The sequence below is a fragment of the Oleiagrimonas sp. MCCC 1A03011 genome (assembly GCF_003267965.1).
Classification (GTDB): domain Bacteria; phylum Pseudomonadota; class Gammaproteobacteria; order Xanthomonadales; family Rhodanobacteraceae; genus Oleiagrimonas; species Oleiagrimonas citrea.
Genome location: NZ_MSPY01000001.1, coordinates 41,968 through 61,553, shown reverse-complemented (window position 1 = coordinate 61,553; position 19,586 = coordinate 41,968). Strand labels below are relative to the sequence as shown.

Below are 19,586 nucleotides of genomic sequence, written 5' to 3'. Positions count from 1 at the left end.
CATGCGCGATGTCGTGGTGCGCGTGGCCTGGGCGCAGATAGATCATGGGGCGTGGGCGTAAATCGGCTCGGGCGCGCTTCCTGGCCGGTATCCAGGTGGCGTCGCGGTTCGGCTGCTCGGGACTGCGAACGGCATCCCTTTTCTAGCGCGGCTTCCCGTGTCGATGGTCCGTGTCCGTAGCGCTGGCGGCAGGCCCGAGCACGATGAGTTCGCCGGAATGATCGAAGCCGGGTTGCCTGTCTGCCAGGTGCTCGTGGCCATAGGCCCGCCCTATGTCCTCCATCCGCGACGCGGCGGCCGACAGGAAGGCGCTGGTTTTCCTGAGTTCATCGGTACAGGCCTGGATGGCGACTTCGGTGAGAGCGTTCGGGAGCGACACGTCCTCGGTTTCGGTCGCGCTGATGCGTCCATGCATCTTCATGGGCGGGACCTCAATCGTGCGTCATGTCGGGCAGGCCGCGCCGGCGCCAGCGCGTTTCGTACAGGTCGAAGCGGCGATCCTTGAGATTGGTCACCGTGCCGGAATTGCGGGCGCGTGCCAGGTTGTCCAGGCTGAGGTCGGCAAACAGCACGGTTTCGATGTTCGGCGTCGAGTCGGTCGCCACGCCATCGCGTGCGAAGGGGAAATCGCAGGGCGTGAGGATGCAGCTCTGACCGTACTGGATGTCGAAGTTGTGCACGCCGGGCAGATTGCCGACGTTGCCGGACATGATGACGTAGCACTGGTTTTCGATGGCGCGTGCCTGGCAGCAGTAGCGCACGCGCAGGTAGCCTTCGCGCACGTCGGTGCAGAAGGGCACGAACAGCATCAGCGCGCCTTGGTCGATCAGGTGGCGTGCGACTTCGGGGAACTCGGAGTCGTAGCAGATCATCACGCCGATCGGACCGCAGTCGGTCTGGATCATGCTCGTGGTGTCGCCGCCGGTGATGCCCCACACGTTGCGCTCGGACGGCGTCGGGTGCAGCTTCTCCTGCTCGTGCATGGTGCCGTCGCGCAGGCAGATGTAGCACACGTTGTGGATGTCGCCGTCGTCCATCCGTGTCGGATGCGAACCGCCGATGATGTTGATGTTGTAGCGCACCGCCAGATTGCCGAAGAGTTCGCGCACCTGCGGCGTCCATTCGCTGAGCCGGCGGATGGTGTCGTTGGGCGACAGCTCCTCGTTCTCGATCGACAGCAGTTGCAGCGTGATCAGTTCGGGAAAGGTCACGAAGTCGGCGTCGTAGTCGGCGGCGATGTCGGTGAAGTACTCGACCTGCTGCGCGAATTCCTCGAACGAGCGGATACGGCGCTGCTGGTACTGCACGGTGGCCACGCGCACGGTCGACGGCATCGGCAGGCCGCCCGAGGCGTGCGGCACGTCGGGCTGGTCGTGCAGGGCGGGGTTGCGCCAGACCATGTGCGTGGCGTAGCCCAGCGACTGGTGATCGCCCGGTTCGTAGTTGTGCAGCAGACCGAGGACCTCGAAGCCGTTGCGCAGCTGGAAGCTCAACGTGGGGTCGCGGCGACGTCCCTCGATCACGGCCTGGACGTAGTTCTCGGCGCTGCTGAAGCGCTTGATGGCCTTGGACAGCCCGGGAATGCGGCCGCCGAAGACGATACCGCGCAGCTTCAGGTCGGTGCACAGCTTCTTGCGCGCGGTGTACAGGCGCTGGCCGATACGCATGCCGCGCATCTGCGGATGCACCACGACTTCCATGCCATACAGCCAGTCGCCCTCCGGGTCGTGGCGCGAGCCGAAGCCGCCACCGGTGATCTCGGTCCAGGTGTGCGGCTTGAGCGCGGTGCCTTCGTCGATGCGGAACGTGGCGCAGTAGCCAACGATTTCGCCATCGTATTCGGCCACGAACTGGCCTTCGGGGAAGTGGGCCTGCTGGCCGCGGAGCATTTCCGCCGAATGCCCCCATTCAGGGGTGTAGACCAGGGCGGTCAGTTCGACCAGTCGGGGCACGTCGTCCAGGCGCGCCTGGCGGACGAGCAGGCGGCGTTTGTCGCGAGAATTCGTCTTGGTCATGGAATGATTATGCCGCACACTGAGGCCCGAATTTTTAACCGCAGCCGGCTCACTGCGCCGGCGAGGAGTCGGCAATGGACAGGACGACACTGCGCGTCGACCAGTTGTGGCGCGATGGCGCCTGGCAGCATGACGTGCGCATCGGCGTCGAGGAGACGGGCATGCTGGGCGTTCCGGACGAGCACACGGAGCAGCATCTGGGCTGGGTGCTTCCGGGCATGCCCAATCTTCATTCGCATGCGTTCCAGCGCGCCATGGCAGGGTTGGCCGAACGCCGTGGCCCCGGCGATGACAGCTTCTGGACCTGGCGCGAGGCCATGTACGCCTTCGCTTCGCGAATCGGGCCCGATGATTTGAAGGCCATCGCGACGCAGTTGTACGTGGAAATGCTCAAGGCCGGCTACACGCATGTCTGCGAATTCCACTATCTGCATCAACGTCCGGATGGCCGTCCATACGAGGATGCGGCGGCGATGTCGCGCGCACTGATGGAGGCCGCCGACGAGGCGGGCATCGGCATGACGCTGCTGCCGGTGTTGTATCGGAGCGGTGGGTTCGACAGTCGTCCGTTGAACGAGCGCCAGCGGCGTTTCGGTCTGACGGTCGAGGCCTATCTGCGTCTGATCGAGCAGCTGCGCGCCGAGGAGAGTCCTATGCTGCGCATCGGCGCGGCGCTGCACTCCCTGCGCGCAGTGCCGGAGTCGGCGCTGCGCGAGGTGCTGGCGGCCGAGCCGTTGCGGCAGGGGCCGATTCATATCCACATCGCCGAGCAGGTCGGCGAGGTGCAGGACTGCCTTGCGTTGCGCAACGTGAGGCCGGTGCGCTGGCTGCTCGATCACGCGACGGTGGATGCGCGCTGGTGCCTGGTGCACGCCACGCATCTGGACGAGGACGAAGTGACCCGCCTGGCCGGGAGCGGGGCGGTGGCCGGTCTGTGTCCGACGACCGAAGCCAATCTCGGCGACGGACTGTTCGCGCTGGCCGATTACCTCGATGCCGGCGGTCGTCTCGGGATCGGGTCGGACTCGCACATTTCGGTGTCACCGGTGGAGGAGTTGCGCTGGCTCGAATACGGGCAGCGCCTGCGCGCCAGGCATCGCAACATCGCTTCGCGGCAGCGCGGGGCCAGCGTTGGCGAGCATCTGTGGCAGGCTGCGCTGGCGGGCGGTGCGCAGGCATCGGGCCTGCCGCTCGGTGCGTGTGAAATCGACGCCCGCGCCGACCTGCTGGTGCTCGACGAAGACGCACCGCAGCTGGCGGCGCGCGACGGGACTTCGATGCTCGACAGCTTCCTGTTCGCCGGCAATGCGCCACTGGTGCGCGATGTCATGGTCGGCGGAGCGTGGGTCGTGCGGGATTTCCGTCATCGCGACGAAGCGCGCATCGCCGCACGCTATCGCAGCACCGTCGAGGCACTGCGCGCTACAGCGTGAAGTGGAAGCCCTGCAGCGCTTTTTGCAGGGTCGCGAAAGCGGCGCTCTTGGTGAATGGCGGCGTCCGTGGCGGGCTGTAGACCTGCGGATTGGTGCCCGTGACCATCAGGTCGATGGCGATGCACGCTCCGTCGTGCACCAGACGGTAGCTGTGTGTGTGCATGTAGTGGTTCATGGCCGCATCACCTGCCTCGAAGTAGGTGAACCGGGCGCCGTTGACCGTGCGCGTGCCATGGTCCCCGCGCGCATTCGGCGGTACAGTCAGGCAATCGTTCACGGCCTGCGGGTCGCGGCTGGCGCCGATGCGTAGCGCTGCGCGGGTGATGTCGTTGGAGCCGGGCACAATCAGGGCGACGATCGGATGCCCCGGGCTGCCCGGAGGCGCCCAGGCCTTCCAGGCGTCGTTGCGCATGTAGCCGTCGGCGAAACTGCGCCGCGCGATCATGTCCTGCGGGTAATCCACGCGGAAACCGTAGGCGGAACTCTGGAAGTGAGCGAGTGGGGCGCTGCGCGTGCTTACCGGAGACGCCTGGCTGGCGTCGTGTCTGGACGCGGCGTTCTGTGTCGCGGTCCGGTCGGGCGATGAAGGCGAGCAGCCTGCGAGCAGCGTGAGCAGGCCAGTGGCGAGAGAAATCCATGGGCGCATGATGTGCTCCTTGCGTGACGCGGTCCCAGTGTCGGCTTCGGTGTCCCGGGAGGTCAACCTTGGCGCATATGGATCATTCGCCGCCATTCAGTTTCTCGCGCATGAAATCGATGAACACGCGCAGCTTCGGTGGGACCTGGAACCGGCTTGGGTAGTACAGGTACCAGCCGTCGTACGGCGGCAGCCAGGTATCGAGCACGCTGACCAGCCGGCCGCTGGTCAGGTCGTCGGCGACATGTTCCTCGAACACCTGCGCGAGCGCCGCGCCCTGGCGCGCCGCTTCGACGATCGTGGCGTGGTCGTTGACGATGAGGTTGCCATCGACGTGCACATCGAACCAGCGGCCGGCGTTCACGCCGCCACGTTCGGCGAATTCCCACTGATGAATCGGGCCGCCGGGACGGAAACGGAAGCGGACACAGTTGTGTGCGGACAACTCGCGCGGATGCATCGGCGTTCCGTGCCGGCGGAAATACGCCGGCGAACCGACCACGCGCGAACGGTTCGGTCCGCCCAGCGGTACGGCGACGACGTCCTTCTGCAGACTCTCGCCGAGGCGGATGCCCGCGTCGAGTCCCTCGTCGATGAGGTCCACCAGACGCGTCTCGACGCGCAGATCCAGCGTGATGTCGGGATAGGCATGCATGAACGCCGGTATCAGGTGGCTCAGAATCCGGGGATTGGCCAGCGTCAGGCGCAGGGTGCCCGCCGGGCGCTGGCCGTGCTGGCGGGCGTTTTCCATGGCGTCGTCGATCACGGCCATGGCCGGCGCGATACGGGCGAGGAAGTCACGCCCGGCCTCGGTCAATCCCACGCGTCGCGTGCTGCGCTGCAGGAGTCGCACGTCGAGTTTTCGTTCGAGATGGCGCAGGCTCTGGCTCAGGGCCGAAGGCGTGACATCCAGCTCTCTGGCGGCGCGGGTGAAGCTGCCGTGCTGGGCGATCAGCTGGAAGTTGCGCAGGGCGGCAGTGGGGTCGTCACGCATGCGAGAAGTCCAGAGCGGCATCGATGGAGATATCGATTAATTAGCATAACTTCACAGAACATCAAGAAATAGTCGCTTTTTACCTGTAATGCTTTTCGTGACACTGGCTGCGTTGTCCGTGCGGGATGCCGTGATCGGGGTTCTGCGCGGTTCGTCGATTCATTGCCGAGGAGGGCATCGCATGAAAAAGCGCACGCTGGGTTCCAAGGGGCCCGAGGTTTCGGCTATCGGTCTGGGCTGCATGGGCATGAGCGAGTTCTACGGCGCGCACGACGACGCCGAGTCGACCCGCGTCATCCATCATGCGCTGGATGCAGGGCTGAATTTCCTGGACACCGCCGATGTCTACGGCCCGCACACCAACGAGGTGCTGGTCGGCAAGGCCATCCGCGATCGTCGCAATGCGGTGTTCCTGGCGACCAAGTTCGGCATCGTGCGCGATCCGGATGACCCGACCAAGCGCGGCGTCAGCGGTCGTCCCGAATACGTGCGCGCCAGCTGCGAGGCGAGCCTGAAACGCCTAGGCGTCGATCACATCGACCTCTACTACCAGCACCGTGTCGATCCCGACACGCCCATCGAGGAGACTGTGGGGGCGATGGCCGACCTGGTGAAGGAGGGCAAGGTGCTTTATCTGGGCCTGTCCGAAGCGGCAGAGGCAACCATCGAGCGTGCGCACGCGGTGCATCCGATCACGGCAGTGCAGAGCGAATATTCGCTGTGGACGCGCGACCCGGAGAATGGCGTCCTGCAGACCTGTCAGCGTCTGGGCATCGGTTTCGTGCCGTACAGCCCGCTGGGGCGCGGCTTCCTGACCGGTGCGATCCAGCGTCCGGATGATTTCGATGACGACGACTACCGTCGCCACAACCCGCGCTTTCAGGGCGAGAATTTCCAGCGCAATCTGACACTGGTGGACAAAGTGGCCGAGCTGGCGCGCGACAAGAACTGCGCGCCTGCGCAGCTGGCGCTGGCCTGGGTGCTGGCGCAGGGCGAACACATCGTGCCGATCCCGGGTACCAAGCGGATCCAGTATCTGGATCAGAACATCGGCGCGCTTGATGTCGCGTTGTCGGCCGAGGAGTTGGCGACGGTCGATGCGGTCTTTCCGCACGATGCCGCGTCGGGCACGCGCTATCCGCAGGCGATGATGTCGCTGCTGCACGGTTGATCGGATGATGGCATGAAGCGGTGTGTTCCCGGTGGGCCGGAAGTCAGGACATTCAAGGAAATCGCATGGATCTTGCACTGAAGGGTTTGACCGCCGTGGTCACGGGTGGCAGTTCGGGCATCGGCGCCGCGATCGTGGAGGCGTTCGCTCGGGAGGGATGCCATGTCCGGCTCTGTTCGAGAACGGCCGAGAAGAATGCGGCGATGATCGAGCGGCTTGCACCGTATGGCGTTTCAGCCGATGCAGCGACGCTCGACGTGTCGGCGCCGGATGCTCTCGACTGGATACGGAGTCTGGGCGACTTCGATGTGCTCGTGCCGAACGTGAGCGCCTTGTCGGCCGACTGGGATGCCTCGTTGCGGCTCGACGTGTCGGCCACGGTCGATCTGATCGAATGCGCGACAGAGACGTTGAAGCGGAGTGCGCATCCCGCCATCACGTATGTCGGATCGAAAGCGGCGACGTTCGCGACCCCCGGCCTTGAAGCCTACGGTGCGGCCAAGGCGGCCATGGTGCATTACATGAAGTCCCTGTCCCAGCGGCTCGGGCCTTCCGGCGTGCGCGTGAACGTGGTGGCTCCCGGCGACACCCTGTTTGCGGGCGGCATGTGGGATCGGATACGCGGGCACGATCCGGTGCTTTACGAGCGCACGCGGACGGGGAATCCGATGCAGCGCTTCGCGGCGCCGGAGGAAGTGGCTCGTGCGGTAGTATTTCTGTCCAGCCCGGCCGCGTCGTTCGTCAACGGAGCGCATCTCCTCGTCGATGGCGGAGCGACGACCCATGTTCACGGTTGAAATGCGTAGTGCTTGAACGAGGCGAAGTGTCTGGCTTTTTCTTCCTTCCGCTCCATGCCGATCGGCGATGGGTAACGAAGTGATCCATGCATTCGAGCATGCGAGCGCGGAGGAAGGTTTCCACGAGGCCGAACCGATGCTCGGCCGGGAACATGTGCCGAGAGGCCGGAGACAGGAAAAGGTTGCGCATGAGCACACAGGGTAGCGATGAGACGATGCGCATCAGGCATGGTACGAAAGACTTCCGTCGCACCAATCTCGCCCTGTTCGCCGCCGGCTTCTGCAACTTCAGTCTGATGTACTGCGTGCAGCCGCTGATGCCGACGTTTTCGGCGACCTTCGGCGTGCATCCGGCGGAAGCCAGTCTTTCGCTGTCGCTGACCACCGGGGTGCTGGCCTTCGCGATGCTGGTGTGTGGAGCCTTGTCGGATGCGCGGGGACGCAAGCAGGTGATGAAGGTGTCGCTGCTGGCGTCGTCGCTGCTGACGCTGGTCACTGCGCTGATGCCGAGTTGGCACGGTCTGTTGCTGATGCGCACGTTGATGGGCCTCTCGCTGAGCGGCGTGCCGGCCGTGGCGATGGCCTACGTCAGCGAGGAGATGCATGTCGATTCGGTGGGGCTGGCGATGGGGTTGTTCATCGGCGGCTCGGCCGTTGGCGGCATGGGTGGACGTCTGCTGACCGGCGTGTTCACGGATGTATTCGGATGGCGCGCGGCCATTGCCTGCATCGGCGTCATCGGTCTGGCAGCGGCGCTGGTCTTCTGGCGCACGCTGCCCGAGTCGCGCCATTTCCAGGCGCGCAGGCTGCGTGCCGGCGCACTGGCGCGCACGCTGGGCGAATTGTTGCGCGAGCGCGGTTTGCGCTGGCTGTTCATCGAGGGGTTTCTGCTGATGGGCACCTTCGTCACGCTGTACAACTACATCGGCTATCGACTGCTGGCGCCGCCGTACAGCCTCAGCGTCAGTGCCGAGGGCGCGATCTTCGCGGTGTACCTGGTCGGCATTTTCAGCTCGACCTGGATGGGCCACGTCGCCAACCGCATGGGCCGGCGCAAGTGTTTCTGGAGCGCGTTCGTGCTGCTGCTCGCCGGCATGGGCCTGATGCTGCTGCAGCCGCTGGCGGCGGTGGTGCTGGGGTTGGCCGTGGTCACGTTCGGGTTCTTTGCCGGGCACTCGATGGCGGCCAGCTGGGTCGGCCGTCGCGCACCGCATTCGAAGGCGCAGGCGTCGTCGCTGTATCTGTTCGCGTACTACATGGGGTCGAGCCTGGCCGGCGTCGCGGGCGGCCTGTTCTGGAGCCGGGACGGCTGGCTCGGCGTGACGCTGTTCACGGCGGTGTTGACGGTCGTGGGCCTGTTCGGCGCGCTGCGCCTGATTGCCATTCCGCCCCTGGCCACTTCGCGTAACACACCGATCCACGGCGGCGCCGCGCAGTAGAGGCGTCACTCTGGCCGGTCGTGCCGGCCGGTGCATCCGGGCTGCTGTCGCCGCAAGCGGCGACGGCTTTCGAGAAGTGCGCCATGCCGTGTCTTGCATGAACGGGCTGCGTCTATCGTGGCGGTGACTGGCTCATGGACGAGATGGTGCGCTTTTCGACCTGCGCCCTATACTGTCTTTGCGCGGGCCAATGCCGCATCGACCCGCGCACGCCAATGTGCGAACACGGAACCGCGCCGATGATCGAGCCGTCCCCGCACGTGGCCCATGCGCCGGAAGCGGTCTTCCGCGCGCGTGGGCTGACCAAGATCTATCGCATGGGCGAAGTCGAGGTCCAGGCGCTTCGCGGCGTGGATCTCGATCTGTATCGCGGCGAGTTCATTGTGCTGCTGGGCCCCTCGGGCAGCGGCAAGTCGACCCTGCTCAACATCCTCGGTGGCCTGGATGCGCCCAGCGACGGTGAGGTCTGGTACGAGGGTCATCACCTGACCGGTGCCAGCGAGCGCGAACTGACGCAGTTCCGCCGCGAGCACGTCGGCTTCGTGTTCCAGTTCTACAACCTGATCCCGAGTCTGACTGCGCGCGAGAACGTGGCCATCGTCACGGAGATCGCCGAGCAGCCGATGGCGCCGGAGGAGGCGCTGGCCCGCGTCGATCTTGCCGACCGGATGGATCATTTCCCTGCGCAGTTGTCGGGCGGCCAGCAGCAGCGCGTGGCCATCGCACGCGCCATTGCCAAGCGTCCCGCCGTGCTGTTGTGCGACGAGCCCACCGGTGCCCTCGATTCGGCCACTGGCGTGCGTGTGCTGGAAGCGCTCGAACGGGTCAACGACGAACTCGGCACTACGACGGTGGTGATCACCCACAACGTCGACATCGCTCGCATGGCCGGGCGCGTGCTGTATCTGGGCGATGGTCGCATCGTGCGCGAGGAGCGTCCCGCCCACCGTGTCCCGGCTCGGGAGCTGCGCTGGTGAGCGCGCTGACACGCAAGGGCTGGCGCGATCTCTGGTATCTGCGTGGGCAGGCCCTGGCGATCGCGCTGGTGATCGCGGGGGGCGTGGCGACGCTGGTGATGTCGCAATCGACCTACGAGTCGCTGACCGCGACCCGTGCGCAGTTCTATCGGGAAGGCGCGCTGGCCGATCTGTGGGCGCCGCTCAAGCGGGCGCCGGACACGCTGTTGCCTCGGATTCGGGCGGTTCCGGGTGTGCAGGCTGCGCAGCCGAGATTGCAGGCTGCGGCCACGCTGTCGCTGAAGGGATTCGGCGAGCCGGTGCGTGCCGAGGTGGTCTCGCTGCCGCTGCACGGCGGGCAGCCACTCCTCAATCGCGTGCAGTTGCGAAGCGGACGGCTGCCGGACCCCGGCGTCGACGATGAGGTCGTGGTGGGCGAGGCGTTCGCCAGCGCACACGAACTCCACACGGGCGATCGTCTGGACATGATTCTGCGTGGCCGTGAACGCCGGGTGCGCGTGGTCGGCATCGGCACGTCGCCGGAGTATGTCTATCAGTCGCCGCCGGGCGCGGTGTTTCCGGATTTCGAGCGTTACGCGGTGCTGTGGATGAACCGTCATGCCATGGAGCGGGCGCTGAACATGGATGGGGCGTTCAACAATGTCGTGCTGCGCCTGGAGCCCGGCGCGCGTCCCGCGGCGGTGATCGCCGCGCTCGATGCGCTGCTGGCCCGCTACGGCGGTATCGGCGCGTACGGCCGGCACGAACAGGTTTCCGCGCGCTACCTGGAAGAGGAATTGCGTCAGCTGCAGACCATGGCGCGCCTGTTTCCGGCAATCTTCCTGGGTGTGGCCGCGTTCCTTCTGCACGTGGTGCTGATGCGGCTGCTCGGTACTCAGCGCGAGCAGATCGGGGTGCTCAAGGCGTTCGGCTACCGCAACCGAACGCTGGCCGCACACTATCTGGGCATGGCCGGCGGCATTGCCTGCGGCGGCACGCTCATCGGCATCGCGCTGGGGGCGTTGCAGGGGCATTGGCTGGCCGGGGTATACCAGGACATCTACCGATTTCCCTTCCTGGCCTACCACCTCAGTTTGCGCGCCATCGTCATGGGTTTCGCGGTGAGCCTGGCGGCCGCCTGGGCCGGTGCGGCGATGGCGCTGCGCGCAGCGGTCCGCCTGCCGCCGGCCGAGGCGATGCGCCCACCGGCGCCGCCGCGATTCCGTCCCACGTTGATCGAACGCCTGGGCCTGCAGCGATGGTTGTCGCAGCCCGCGCGGATGGCGCTGCGGGATCTCGAGCGCCGACCGGGGCGCGCGGTGCTGACCGTATTCGGGCTGGCGATGGCTTGCGCGGTGATGATGGTTGGACGCTTCCAGGACGACGCCATCGAATGGATGGTCGACACGCAGTTGGGCGTCGCCCAGCGCCACGACCTGTCGGTGACCTTCATCGAGCTGACGCCGCGCCGCGCGATCTTCGAACTGGCCGCCTTGCCGGGCGTGCGCGAGGCGGAGCCGGTGCGCTCGGTCCCGGTGCGACTGGTGCACGGACATCGCAGCTACCGGACCGTGATCGAAGGGTTGCCGGACCCGGCGCGTCTGAAGCGGACGCTGGATACCCGACTGCAGCCGGTGCAGCCCGCGGGAGGTGGTCTGCTGCTGACCGACTATCTGCGCGGCATGCTGCAGCTTGCTCCTGGCGACGAGGTTGACGTCCAGGCGCTGGACGGCCATCGGCGTCGCCGCTCAGTGCGCGTGGAGGGATTCGTGCACGAGTACATCGGGGCACAGGGATACATGAATCTGGATGCGCTCAATCGCCTGCTGGGCGACGGCGATGTCGTCTCGGGCGCGTTGCTCGGCGTCGAATCCGGCGCCGAGAGCGAGGTCTACCGGCGTCTGAATCGGCGATCCAGAGTGGCCGGCATCGGTTCGCGGCTGGCGTCGGTGCACAGCTTCTACACGACCATGGCCGAGAGTCTGCTGGTGTTCACGCTGGTGGCCGCGCTGCTGGGGGCGGTGATCAATTTCGGTCTGGTCTACAACGCGGCCCGGATCAGTCTGTCCGAGCGCGGTCGCGAGCTGGCGAGTCTGCGCGTGCTGGGCATGACCGGCGGGGAGGTCGGCATGGTGCTTCTCGGGCAGCTGGGATTGCTGGTGCTGTTGTCGCTGCCGTTCGGGTTCGCCGCGGGCGTGGGGCTGTGCTGGCTCATGGCGACGGGGTTCCAGTCGGAGCTGTTTCGCGTGCCGGTGGAGTTGTCCACCTCCACATTCGCCTTCGCGGGACTGGTAGTGCTGGGAGCCAGCGTGGTGTCGGCGTGGCTGATACGCCGTCGTATCGCGCGGCTGGACCTGATCGCGGTGCTGAAGACTCGCGAATGAGGGAGAGGAAATGAGTATGCGTCGTCGACACTGGATTGTGCTCACGCTGGCTGGCATCGCGGTGGCGGCTGTCGCATTCTGGGCACTGCAGCCTTCGCCGCGTCCGGTGGATGCGGCGCGGGTGACGCGCGGCGATCTGGTGCAGCGTTTCGAGGAGGAGGGACGCATGATGTTGCCGCGTCGATGGGTGCTCTCGGCGCCGATCGCGGGGACGCTGCGTCGCATCGAGTGGCTGCAGGGCGATGCGGTGAAGGCCGGTCAGGTTCTGGCCGTGGTGGATCCGGCACGCGGGGTGCTTCTGGACCCGGCGAGCCGCGCACGCATCGAGGCCGAGCAGCATGCGGCGGAAGCGTCGCTCGAGGCCGCCGGGCAGCGTCTCGCGGCGGCGCGTGCCGACGCCGATCTGGCCGAGCGGGACGTGCGACGCATGCGCGAGCTTTCCACCACCGGCGCCGTCAGCGTCGCGGCCCGCGAGGAAGCCGAGGCGCGGGTGGCCCGGGCGCGGGCCACGGTGCAGGCTGCGGTCGCCGAGCAGCGTGCGGTCGCGCAGCAGCGTGCCGCGCTCGCCGCCGTGCTGGGGGGGCAGGGGCGTGCCGGCGGAACCGCCGTCGAGATTCGCGCGCCGGTCACGGGGGTGGTGCTGCATCGTTATCAGCAGAGTGCGGTGCCGGTGCAGGCCGGGCAGGCGCTTCTGGAGATCGGTGATCTGCGCACCTTGCAGGTCATGGTGCAGGCGCTGTCGCAGCAGGCGCTCGCATTGCGACCGGGGACGCCCGCGCGGATCCTGCGCTGGGGGGGCAACCAGGCACTGCCGGCACGGGTCGTGCGCATCGAGCCAGGCGGTTTCACCAAGATCTCGGCGCTGGGCGTGGAGGAGCAACGGACCCAGGTGTGGCTCGAGATCACCGCGCCACGGGCGCAGTGGCGCGGACTCGGTGACGGCTTCCGCGTCGAGGTCGAATTCGAGGTCGCGCGTCGTCACGATGTGCTGCAGGTTGCGGCAAGCGCGGTCTTCCGGGACGGACGGCGCTGGGCGGCGTACCGCATCGAGGACGGCCGCGCGCGGTTGGTCCATGTCGAGTTGGGCGCACGTGCCGATGACGCTGTGGAGGTGCTCGGCGGTCTGCGCAAGGGCGACGCCGTGGTGGCCTTTCCCGACGACCGTCTGCGCGACGGTTTGCGCTTGCGTGTGCTCGGCGATGCTCCGGGAGCGTGATGTGGCACGGGGTCCCGGCGGTGGTCGGCTGTGGCCGGGCATGCGACAATAGAACGCTCGGCCGCGCCGTTCTGCGCGCGAAAGCCGGTTTCCATTGACGAATATCTTTGTGGCGCGCGCCCCTGCGGATGCGCGTCTTCGTGCTGCCGCTCACCGCGGTGGCGTCGCGTGTCCCGTATCCGGCATGGCAAAGCGTCGTGCCGGGCGGCTGTTATCGAGTCCCCGATCGATGTCCCTGCCTGTTCGTGAAATCCGCAACAACACTCTGTCCGGTCTGACTGTGGCCCTGGCGCTGGTGCCCGAGGCGCTGGCCTTCGCGCTGGTCGCGCATGTCAATCCGCTGACCGGCCTCTATGCCGCCTTCGTGATGTGTCTGGTGACGGCGCTGTTCGGCGGTCGGCCGGGCATGATTTCCGGCGCGACCGGCTCCATGGCGGTGGTGATGGTGTCGCTGGTGGTCACGCATGGCGTGGAGTACCTGTTCGCTACCGTGGTGCTACTGGGGTTGATGCAGCTGGTCTTCGGCGCGCTGAAGTTCGGCAAGTTCATCCGCATGGTGCCGCATCCGGTGATGCTGGGCTTCGTCAACGGTCTGGCCATCGTGATCTTCATGGCGCAGCTGAGCCACTTCAAGGAGAAGGGCGCGGACGGCGTGCTGCATTGGCTGCATGGCACGCCGCTGCTGGTGATGCTGGGTCTGGTGGCGTTGAGCATGGCGATCATCTACCTGCTGCCGAAGTTCACGCGAGCGATCCCGTCGGCGCTGGCGGCGATCATCGCGGTGGCGCTGCTGACCCAGTTCGGCGGCATCGCCACGCGCACGGTCGGCGACCTGGCCTCGATCAAGGGCGGATTCCCGCCGTTCCACATCCCCAGCGTGCCGTGGAACTTCGACACGCTGCGCATCGTGTTCCCGTACGCGCTGATCCTGTCGATCATCGGCCTGACCGAATCGCTGCTGACGCTGAACCTGATCGACGAGATGACCGAGACCCGCGGCCAGCCCAACCGCGAATGCATGGCGCAGGGCGCGGCCAACGTGCTCAGTGGTTTCTTCAGCGGCATGGGCGGCTGCGCGATGATCGGGCAGAGCATGATCAACGTGAACGCGGGCGCGACCAGACGCCTGTCCGGTGTGGTCGCCGGCGTCGCGCTGCTGTGCTTCATCCTGTTCGCCTCCGACCTGATCGAGCGTATTCCGCTGGCGGCGCTGGTCGGCGTGATGTTCGTGGTCTCGGAAAAGACCTTCGAGTGGGGCAGTGTGCGCGTGTTCGGCAAGGTGCCACGCGCCGACGCGCTGGTGGTGGTCGCGGTGACTGCGGTGACGGTGTTCACCGACCTGGCCATCGCGGTGGTTGTCGGCGTGGTGATCTCGGCGTTGGTGTTCGCCTGGAAGCACGCCAAGCACATCGGCGTGGAGACCTCGACCGATCGCGACGGCTGCAAGATCTATGCGCTGCACGGCACGTTGTTCTTCGCCTCGGTCAGCGGTTTCGCCGATCTGTTCACGCCGCGCGAGGACCCGAAGGACGTGGTCGTCGAGTTCAAGGACGCCAAGGTCATGGACCACTCGGCCATCGAGGCCATCGACGCCTTGGCCGAGCGCTATCAGAAGATCGGCAAGCGCCTGCACCTGCGCCATCTCAGCCCGGACTGCGCCGAACTGCTGCACAAGGCGCGCAAGATGATCGAGGTCAACGTGCTGGAAGACCCGAAGTACCATCTCGCCGACGACCAGCTGGGCTGATCGCCGGCGCGGGCGCGCTTCAGCGCGCGTCGGGTCGCAGCATGACCTTCATGGTGTCGTAGTCGCCGTCGTTCGGCTGCGCGGGCAGGCCGAGCAGGTGCGTCATCAGCGGGTAGACGTCGACGTTGGGGAATTCCGGCACCACCCGCCCATCATCACGGAACGACGGGCCGTGCGCGATGAACAGCGCACGCATCAGCGGATTGGCGTTGTCGTAGCCGTGCGAACCCATACTGGGCGTGTGCGTGGCCAGCCAGCCGCTGGTGCTGACGGTCCAGCCGGTCTGCGGCGAGCACACGATGGGCGGCACGCGCGGGTTGCTGCCGTAGTGGAAGCGCGCCGGAATGTTCTGCTTCTTCCAGCATTGCATGTGCGGATGCGGCTTCAGCAGCGCGGCTTCCACCGCGGTCGTGCGACCGGGCTTCGGAATCAGGCTGGCCAGTTCGCCCATCGACACCACGGTGACATCGTGCATGTCGATCAGCTTGTCCATCAGGATCGTGTGGCTGGCCGGCGACGGAGCCATGCCGTGGTCGGACACCACGATGATGTTCATGTGCCGGTACAGGCCGCGCTGCTTCAGACCCGCGATCAGTTTGCCGATGGCCGCGTCGATGCGGTGCATGGCGGCGTTGACCTGCTTCGAGTCCGGGCCGTATTCGTGGCCGTCGTGGTCGACGCGGTCGAAATACAGCGTGAGGAAGGTCGGGCGCTTCTGCGCCGGCAGGTCGAGCCACTCCAGAACCTGGTCCACGCGCTGCGTTGGCGTCAGCTTGCCGTTGTAGGGCCGCCAGTGATCGGGGCGGTAGCCGTGGATTCTGGTCGCCGAGCCGGGCCAGAACATGGTTGCCGTCTTCAGACCGTGCTTGTCCGCCGTCACCCAGATCGGTTCGGCCTCGTTCCACCAGCGCGGATCGGCCACGGCCTTGCGGTCGCCGAGGCTGAAGCGACCCAGTTTCGGATCGATCATGTTGTTGTTGACGATGCCGTGATGGTCCGGATACAGCCCGGTGACCAGGGTGTAGTGGTTGGGAAAGGTCAGCGACGGGAACGAGGGTTCCATCGCCTTGGCGCGGACGCCGGTGTCGGCCAGCTGTTGCAGATTCGGCGTGATGCCGCGCTGCAGGTAGTCGGCGCGGAAGGCGTCGATGGAGATCAGCAGCAGCGGGGTGGGGCGGGCCTGTGGTTGCGGGGAGGCCGAGCGCGGAGCAAGCCCTGCGCAGCCGGCGAGGACCAGGAAAAACAAGGATAAAACAAGGGGGAGAGTACGCTTCATGTCGTTCAGGATGGTGCAAGAAACCCTGGAGTATGGTGGACAATCATGACAGTACGCATCTTTTTCCTCTGTGCTTTTTCGGCAATCCTGCTTCTGGCTGGCGCGTCTCCGGCGCTGGCGCAGACCCAGGGTGTGGAGCGGGCGCGCCAGCAGTCGCAGGTCAACCACCTGCGCGACACCGTGCGCGGCAACGCGCTGCGCGAGCAGCAGCGCCAGCAGACCAGCGCCACCACGGCGAAGGCCTTCCAGAATCCACGCGCGAAGTCGCAGCTGCAGTCTGCCGATCAGGCCCGCTACGACCGCTATCGCGCCCGGCAGCGCACGGCGATCGACGATTTCGCCAGCAAGCAGGCTGCGCAACCCGCGGACGATAAGCGCCGCACCGAACCGGCTCACGCTGCCAGCAGCCACTGACGGTCGCGGTCCCGTGACCGGCTGACGGATTCCGGCCCGGTCGGAAGCATGGCCTATACTCCGTGGCATTTGCGTACCCGGAGAACCTGCATGGCCGCACCGACCCGCATCGACACCACGCGCGAGATCCATCCGCCGCGTGGTACCGAGCTTTCCTGCAAGAACTGGCTGATCGAAGCGGCCTACCGGATGATCCAGCACAACCTCGATCCCGAGGTGGCGGAGAACCCGGCCGAGCTGGTGGTCTACGGCGGCATCGGCCGCGCCGCGCGCAACTGGGAATGCTTCGACGCGATCCTTAAGTCGCTACGCGAGCTGAACGAGGACGAGACGCTGCTGGTACAGTCCGGCAAGCCGGTCGGCGTGTTCCGCACGCATGCCGACGCGCCGCGTGTGTTGATCGCCAATTCCAATCTGGTACCGGCCTGGGCCAACTGGGAGCACTTCCACGAGCTCGATAAGAAGGGCCTGATGATGTACGGCCAGATGACGGCCGGGTCGTGGATTTACATCGGCTCGCAGGGCATCGTACAGGGCACCTACGAAACCTTTGTCGAGATGGGCCGCCAGAGCTATGGCGGCGACCTGACCGGCAAGTGGATTCTCACCGCCGGTCTCGGCGGCATGGGCGGCGCGCAGCCGCTTGCCGCCTCGCTGGCCGGCGCCTGCTCGCTCAACATCGAGTGCCAGCAGAGCCGCATCGATTTCCGTCTGCGCACCAAGTACGTCGACGAGCAGGCTGACGACCTCGACGATGCGCTCGCTCGGATCGAGAAGTACACCAAGGCAGGCGAGGCCAAGTCCATCGCACTGCTGGGTAATGCCGCGGAAATCCTGCCCGAGTTGGTGAAGCGCGGCGTGAAGCCGGACGCCGTCACCGATCAGACCAGCGCGCACGATCCGGTCAACGGCTATCTGCCGCTGGGCTGGACCGTCGAGGAATGGTTCGAGCGTCGCCAGTCCGATCCCGAAGGCACCCGCGACGCCGCCAAGCGCTCCATGAAACAGCACGTCGAGGCCATGCTGGCGTTCCACGCGCAGGGTATCCCGACCTTCGACTACGGCAACAACATCCGCCAGATGGCTCAGGACGAGGGCTGTGCCAACGCCTTCGATTTCCCCGGCTTCGTGCCCGCCTACGTGCGTCCGCTGTTCTGCCGCGGCATCGGTCCGTTCCGCTGGGTGGCGCTGTCGGGCGATCCGGAGGACATCTACAAGACCGACCAGAAGGTGAAGGAGCTGATTCCCGACGATCCGCACCTGCACAACTGGCTGGACATGGCCGAGCAGCGCATCAGCTTCCAGGGCCTGCCGTCGCGGATCTGCTGGGTCGGGCTGGGCCAGCGCCACAAGCTGGGCCTGGCCTTCAACGAGATGGTGCGCAACGGCGAGCTGAAGGCGCCGGTCGCCATCGGCCGCGATCATCTGGATTCCGGCTCGGTCGCCTCGCCCAACCGCGAGACCGAAGCGATGAAGGACGGCAGCGACGCCGTGTCCGATTGGCCTCTGCTCAACGCGCTACTCAACACCGCCAGCGGCGCGACCTGGGTCAGCTTCCACCACGGTGGCGGCGTCGGCATGGGCTACAGCCAGCATGCGGGCCTAGTCATCGTCTGCGACGGCAGCGAGGCCGCCGACAAGCGGCTCGAACGCGTGTTGTGGAACGATCCGGGCACCGGTGTGATGCGCCATGCGGACGCCGGCTACGATGAAGCCATCGACTGCGCCAAGGCCTGTGGTCTGAAACTGCCGATGATCTGAGGCGTCGAGAAAAGTCGGCGCGATCCGCCGTTCGAGCGGCGAATTACAGCGGTTCGCTGCGCCTTGCTGCTTTGGCGTGGTACATGGCCTGATCCGCCTCGCGCAGGGCGACTTCGGGGTCGCCGTCGGGATGCAGTTGGGCGCGGCCGACGGAAAAGCGCAGGGCGGGGATGTCGGCGTCGGCCTGACGGACTTTTTCGCGCACGCTGCGGATACGTTCCTCGATGGCGGCGGGGTCCATGTCCTGCGCCACGACCACGAACTCGTCGCCGGCATAGCGGATCACGCGGTCGCCGGTGCGGAAAGATTCCTGTAGCGCGCGGGCGAAGCGGGTCAGGCTCGCGTCGCCGGTGTGATGACCCTTCACGTCGTTGATCTTCTTGAAGTCGTCCAGATCGAAGAACAGCACGGTCGCTCCGCTTCCACGTGCTTCATCGAACATCGCGGGCAGGGCGCGTCGGTTGAACACGCCGGTCAGATGGTCGCGCTTCAACAACTGCTGCATCTGTTTCTGCGCGACACGCAACTCATTGTTCGAGGCGGTCAGTTCATGCTGGATCAGGCGGTAGGAAGTCAGCAGGCAGCCGAGTGCGATGATCCATTCGGCGGCGGTGTCGAAGGAGGAATGTGCGGCCACGAGCACGGACAGTGCCGACCCAGCGGAGGGCGGCGTGGACCAGATGTGCAGCCCGTAGGTGTACACCGAGACCAGCGACAGCGTCGTGCGTAGGGTGAATCCCGCAGTGACCCAGCCGAAGCGCCCGCCATAGCGCAGCAGGTAGATCGTGCCGGCACCGAAGCTGAGTGCGATCACGCTTTCCTGGATGAGTCCGAGTTGCTGCAGCGTCTGACTCGCGTAGGCGACGACCACAGCGAAGAGCGCCGTGGCCAGGGTCATTCTTACGTAGGTGGAGCGTTTCGCCGGGCGACCGACGAAATGGCTTACGCCGACAATGAGCAACAGCACGAACATGGTCTTGCAGAAGGTGTAGCCGATGCCGGCCAGTGTCCGGATCCAGCTCAGTTCGGGCCGGAAGATCCAGTAGGCGATGGTGACGCCGAGCGCACCGAGGTTGAACAGCCAGGCAGCGAGCCATGCGTTCAGCTCTCGTCGCCGCAAGGACATGGCCAACGCGATGAAGAACACCGCGATGATCAGGTTGGACGTGGTCTGGGCGATGGTGCTCCAGCGCCAGAGCAGAAGTTCCATCGGCAAGGGTGTTACCTCCTGCTGCCGCGCGAGCGTTCGGCATGGATCTGCCTGGAAGCATCCTAGTACGGATGCAGCATACCCGTCGATGCGGAAGTCTCGAGGTCGCTCGACCTGTCCGGCGCAGGTTGCCGAT

Annotated in this window: 16 protein-coding genes; 10 read left to right on the top strand and 6 right to left on the bottom strand. The window is 66.1% G+C overall.

Going from position 1 to position 19,586, the window contains the following annotated elements; genetic code table 11:
- Window positions 1-142: 142 nt before the first annotated feature.
- Together BTJ49_RS00245 and BTJ49_RS00240 are read right to left on the bottom strand one after the other, a co-directional pair.
- Window positions 143-421, bottom strand: a complete 279-nt coding sequence (locus BTJ49_RS00245; protein WP_113063382.1) for a hypothetical protein — start codon at window positions 419-421, stop codon at window positions 143-145.
- Between the two features lie 10 nt (window positions 422-431).
- Entirely contained in the window at window positions 432-2,015 is a 1,584-nt protein-coding gene (locus tag BTJ49_RS00240) for a bifunctional GNAT family N-acetyltransferase/carbon-nitrogen hydrolase family protein (RefSeq protein ID WP_113063381.1), read from the bottom strand.
- A 74-nt stretch (window positions 2,016-2,089) separates the two neighbouring features.
- Here BTJ49_RS00240 and BTJ49_RS00235 point away from each other — a divergent pair, with 74 nt between their 5' ends.
- Window positions 2,090-3,448, top strand: coding sequence for a formimidoylglutamate deiminase (locus tag BTJ49_RS00235; protein ID WP_113063380.1), 1,359 nt, complete (start codon window positions 2,090-2,092; stop codon window positions 3,446-3,448).
- Here BTJ49_RS00235 and BTJ49_RS00230 read toward each other — a convergent pair.
- Complete coding sequence (locus BTJ49_RS00230; protein ID WP_146742226.1) at window positions 3,438-4,094, bottom strand: hypothetical protein; 657 nt, start codon at window positions 4,092-4,094, stop codon at window positions 3,438-3,440. The genes BTJ49_RS00235 and BTJ49_RS00230 overlap by 11 nt on opposite strands.
- A gap of 73 nt (window positions 4,095-4,167) precedes the next feature.
- A complete protein-coding gene (locus BTJ49_RS00225; protein ID WP_113063378.1) occupies window positions 4,168-5,079 on the bottom strand; it encodes a LysR family transcriptional regulator in 912 nt (303 codons plus the stop codon).
- 181 nt (window positions 5,080-5,260) lie between these two features.
- Here BTJ49_RS00225 and BTJ49_RS00220 point away from each other — a divergent pair, with 181 nt between their 5' ends.
- From BTJ49_RS00220 to BTJ49_RS00190, 7 genes are all read left to right on the top strand, one after another.
- A complete protein-coding gene (locus BTJ49_RS00220; RefSeq protein WP_113063377.1) occupies window positions 5,261-6,250 on the top strand; it encodes an aldo/keto reductase in 990 nt (329 codons plus the stop codon).
- 65 nt (window positions 6,251-6,315) lie between these two features.
- Window positions 6,316-7,047, top strand: a complete 732-nt coding sequence (locus tag BTJ49_RS00215; RefSeq protein ID WP_113063376.1) for an SDR family oxidoreductase — start codon at window positions 6,316-6,318, stop codon at window positions 7,045-7,047.
- Window positions 7,048-7,235: 188 nt separating this feature from the next.
- Window positions 7,236-8,486 (top strand): MFS transporter, encoded by a 1,251-nt coding sequence (locus BTJ49_RS00210; RefSeq protein ID WP_205300813.1) that lies wholly within the window; start codon window positions 7,236-7,238, stop codon window positions 8,484-8,486.
- Between the two features lie 239 nt (window positions 8,487-8,725).
- Window positions 8,726-9,463, top strand: coding sequence for an ABC transporter ATP-binding protein (locus tag BTJ49_RS00205; protein ID WP_113063964.1), 738 nt, complete (start codon window positions 8,726-8,728; stop codon window positions 9,461-9,463).
- Window positions 9,460-11,826, top strand: a complete 2,367-nt coding sequence (locus BTJ49_RS00200) for an ABC transporter permease (protein WP_113063375.1) — start codon at window positions 9,460-9,462, stop codon at window positions 11,824-11,826. The genes BTJ49_RS00205 and BTJ49_RS00200 overlap by 4 nt, the downstream gene beginning before the upstream one ends.
- A gap of 10 nt (window positions 11,827-11,836) precedes the next feature.
- On the top strand, window positions 11,837-13,042 hold the full coding sequence (locus BTJ49_RS00195) for an HlyD family efflux transporter periplasmic adaptor subunit (protein ID WP_113063374.1): 1,206 nt from the start codon (window positions 11,837-11,839) through the stop codon (window positions 13,040-13,042).
- Between the two features lie 229 nt (window positions 13,043-13,271).
- Window positions 13,272-14,789 carry a SulP family inorganic anion transporter gene (locus BTJ49_RS00190; protein ID WP_113063373.1) on the top strand — a complete coding sequence of 506 codons (1,518 nt, stop codon included), beginning with the start codon at window positions 13,272-13,274 and terminating at the stop codon, window positions 14,787-14,789.
- A gap of 19 nt (window positions 14,790-14,808) precedes the next feature.
- On the opposite strand, the gene BTJ49_RS00185 is transcribed toward BTJ49_RS00190, so the two are convergent.
- Window positions 14,809-16,035: an ectonucleotide pyrophosphatase/phosphodiesterase gene (locus tag BTJ49_RS00185; RefSeq protein WP_240601669.1), complete on the bottom strand. Its 1,227-nt coding sequence runs from the start codon at window positions 16,033-16,035 to the stop codon at window positions 14,809-14,811.
- Between the two features lie 75 nt (window positions 16,036-16,110).
- Here BTJ49_RS00185 and BTJ49_RS00180 point away from each other — a divergent pair, with 75 nt between their 5' ends.
- On the top strand, window positions 16,111-16,479 hold the full coding sequence (locus BTJ49_RS00180; protein ID WP_113063371.1) for a hypothetical protein: 369 nt from the start codon (window positions 16,111-16,113) through the stop codon (window positions 16,477-16,479).
- A 90-nt stretch (window positions 16,480-16,569) separates the two neighbouring features.
- Window positions 16,570-18,240, top strand: coding sequence for a urocanate hydratase (hutU, locus tag BTJ49_RS00175; protein ID WP_113063370.1), 1,671 nt, complete (start codon window positions 16,570-16,572; stop codon window positions 18,238-18,240).
- Between the two features lie 43 nt (window positions 18,241-18,283).
- Here hutU and BTJ49_RS00170 read toward each other — a convergent pair whose 3' ends face one another.
- Window positions 18,284-19,450: a GGDEF domain-containing protein gene (locus BTJ49_RS00170; protein WP_113063369.1), complete on the bottom strand. Its 1,167-nt coding sequence runs from the start codon at window positions 19,448-19,450 to the stop codon at window positions 18,284-18,286.
- Window positions 19,451-19,586 lie beyond the last annotated feature (136 nt).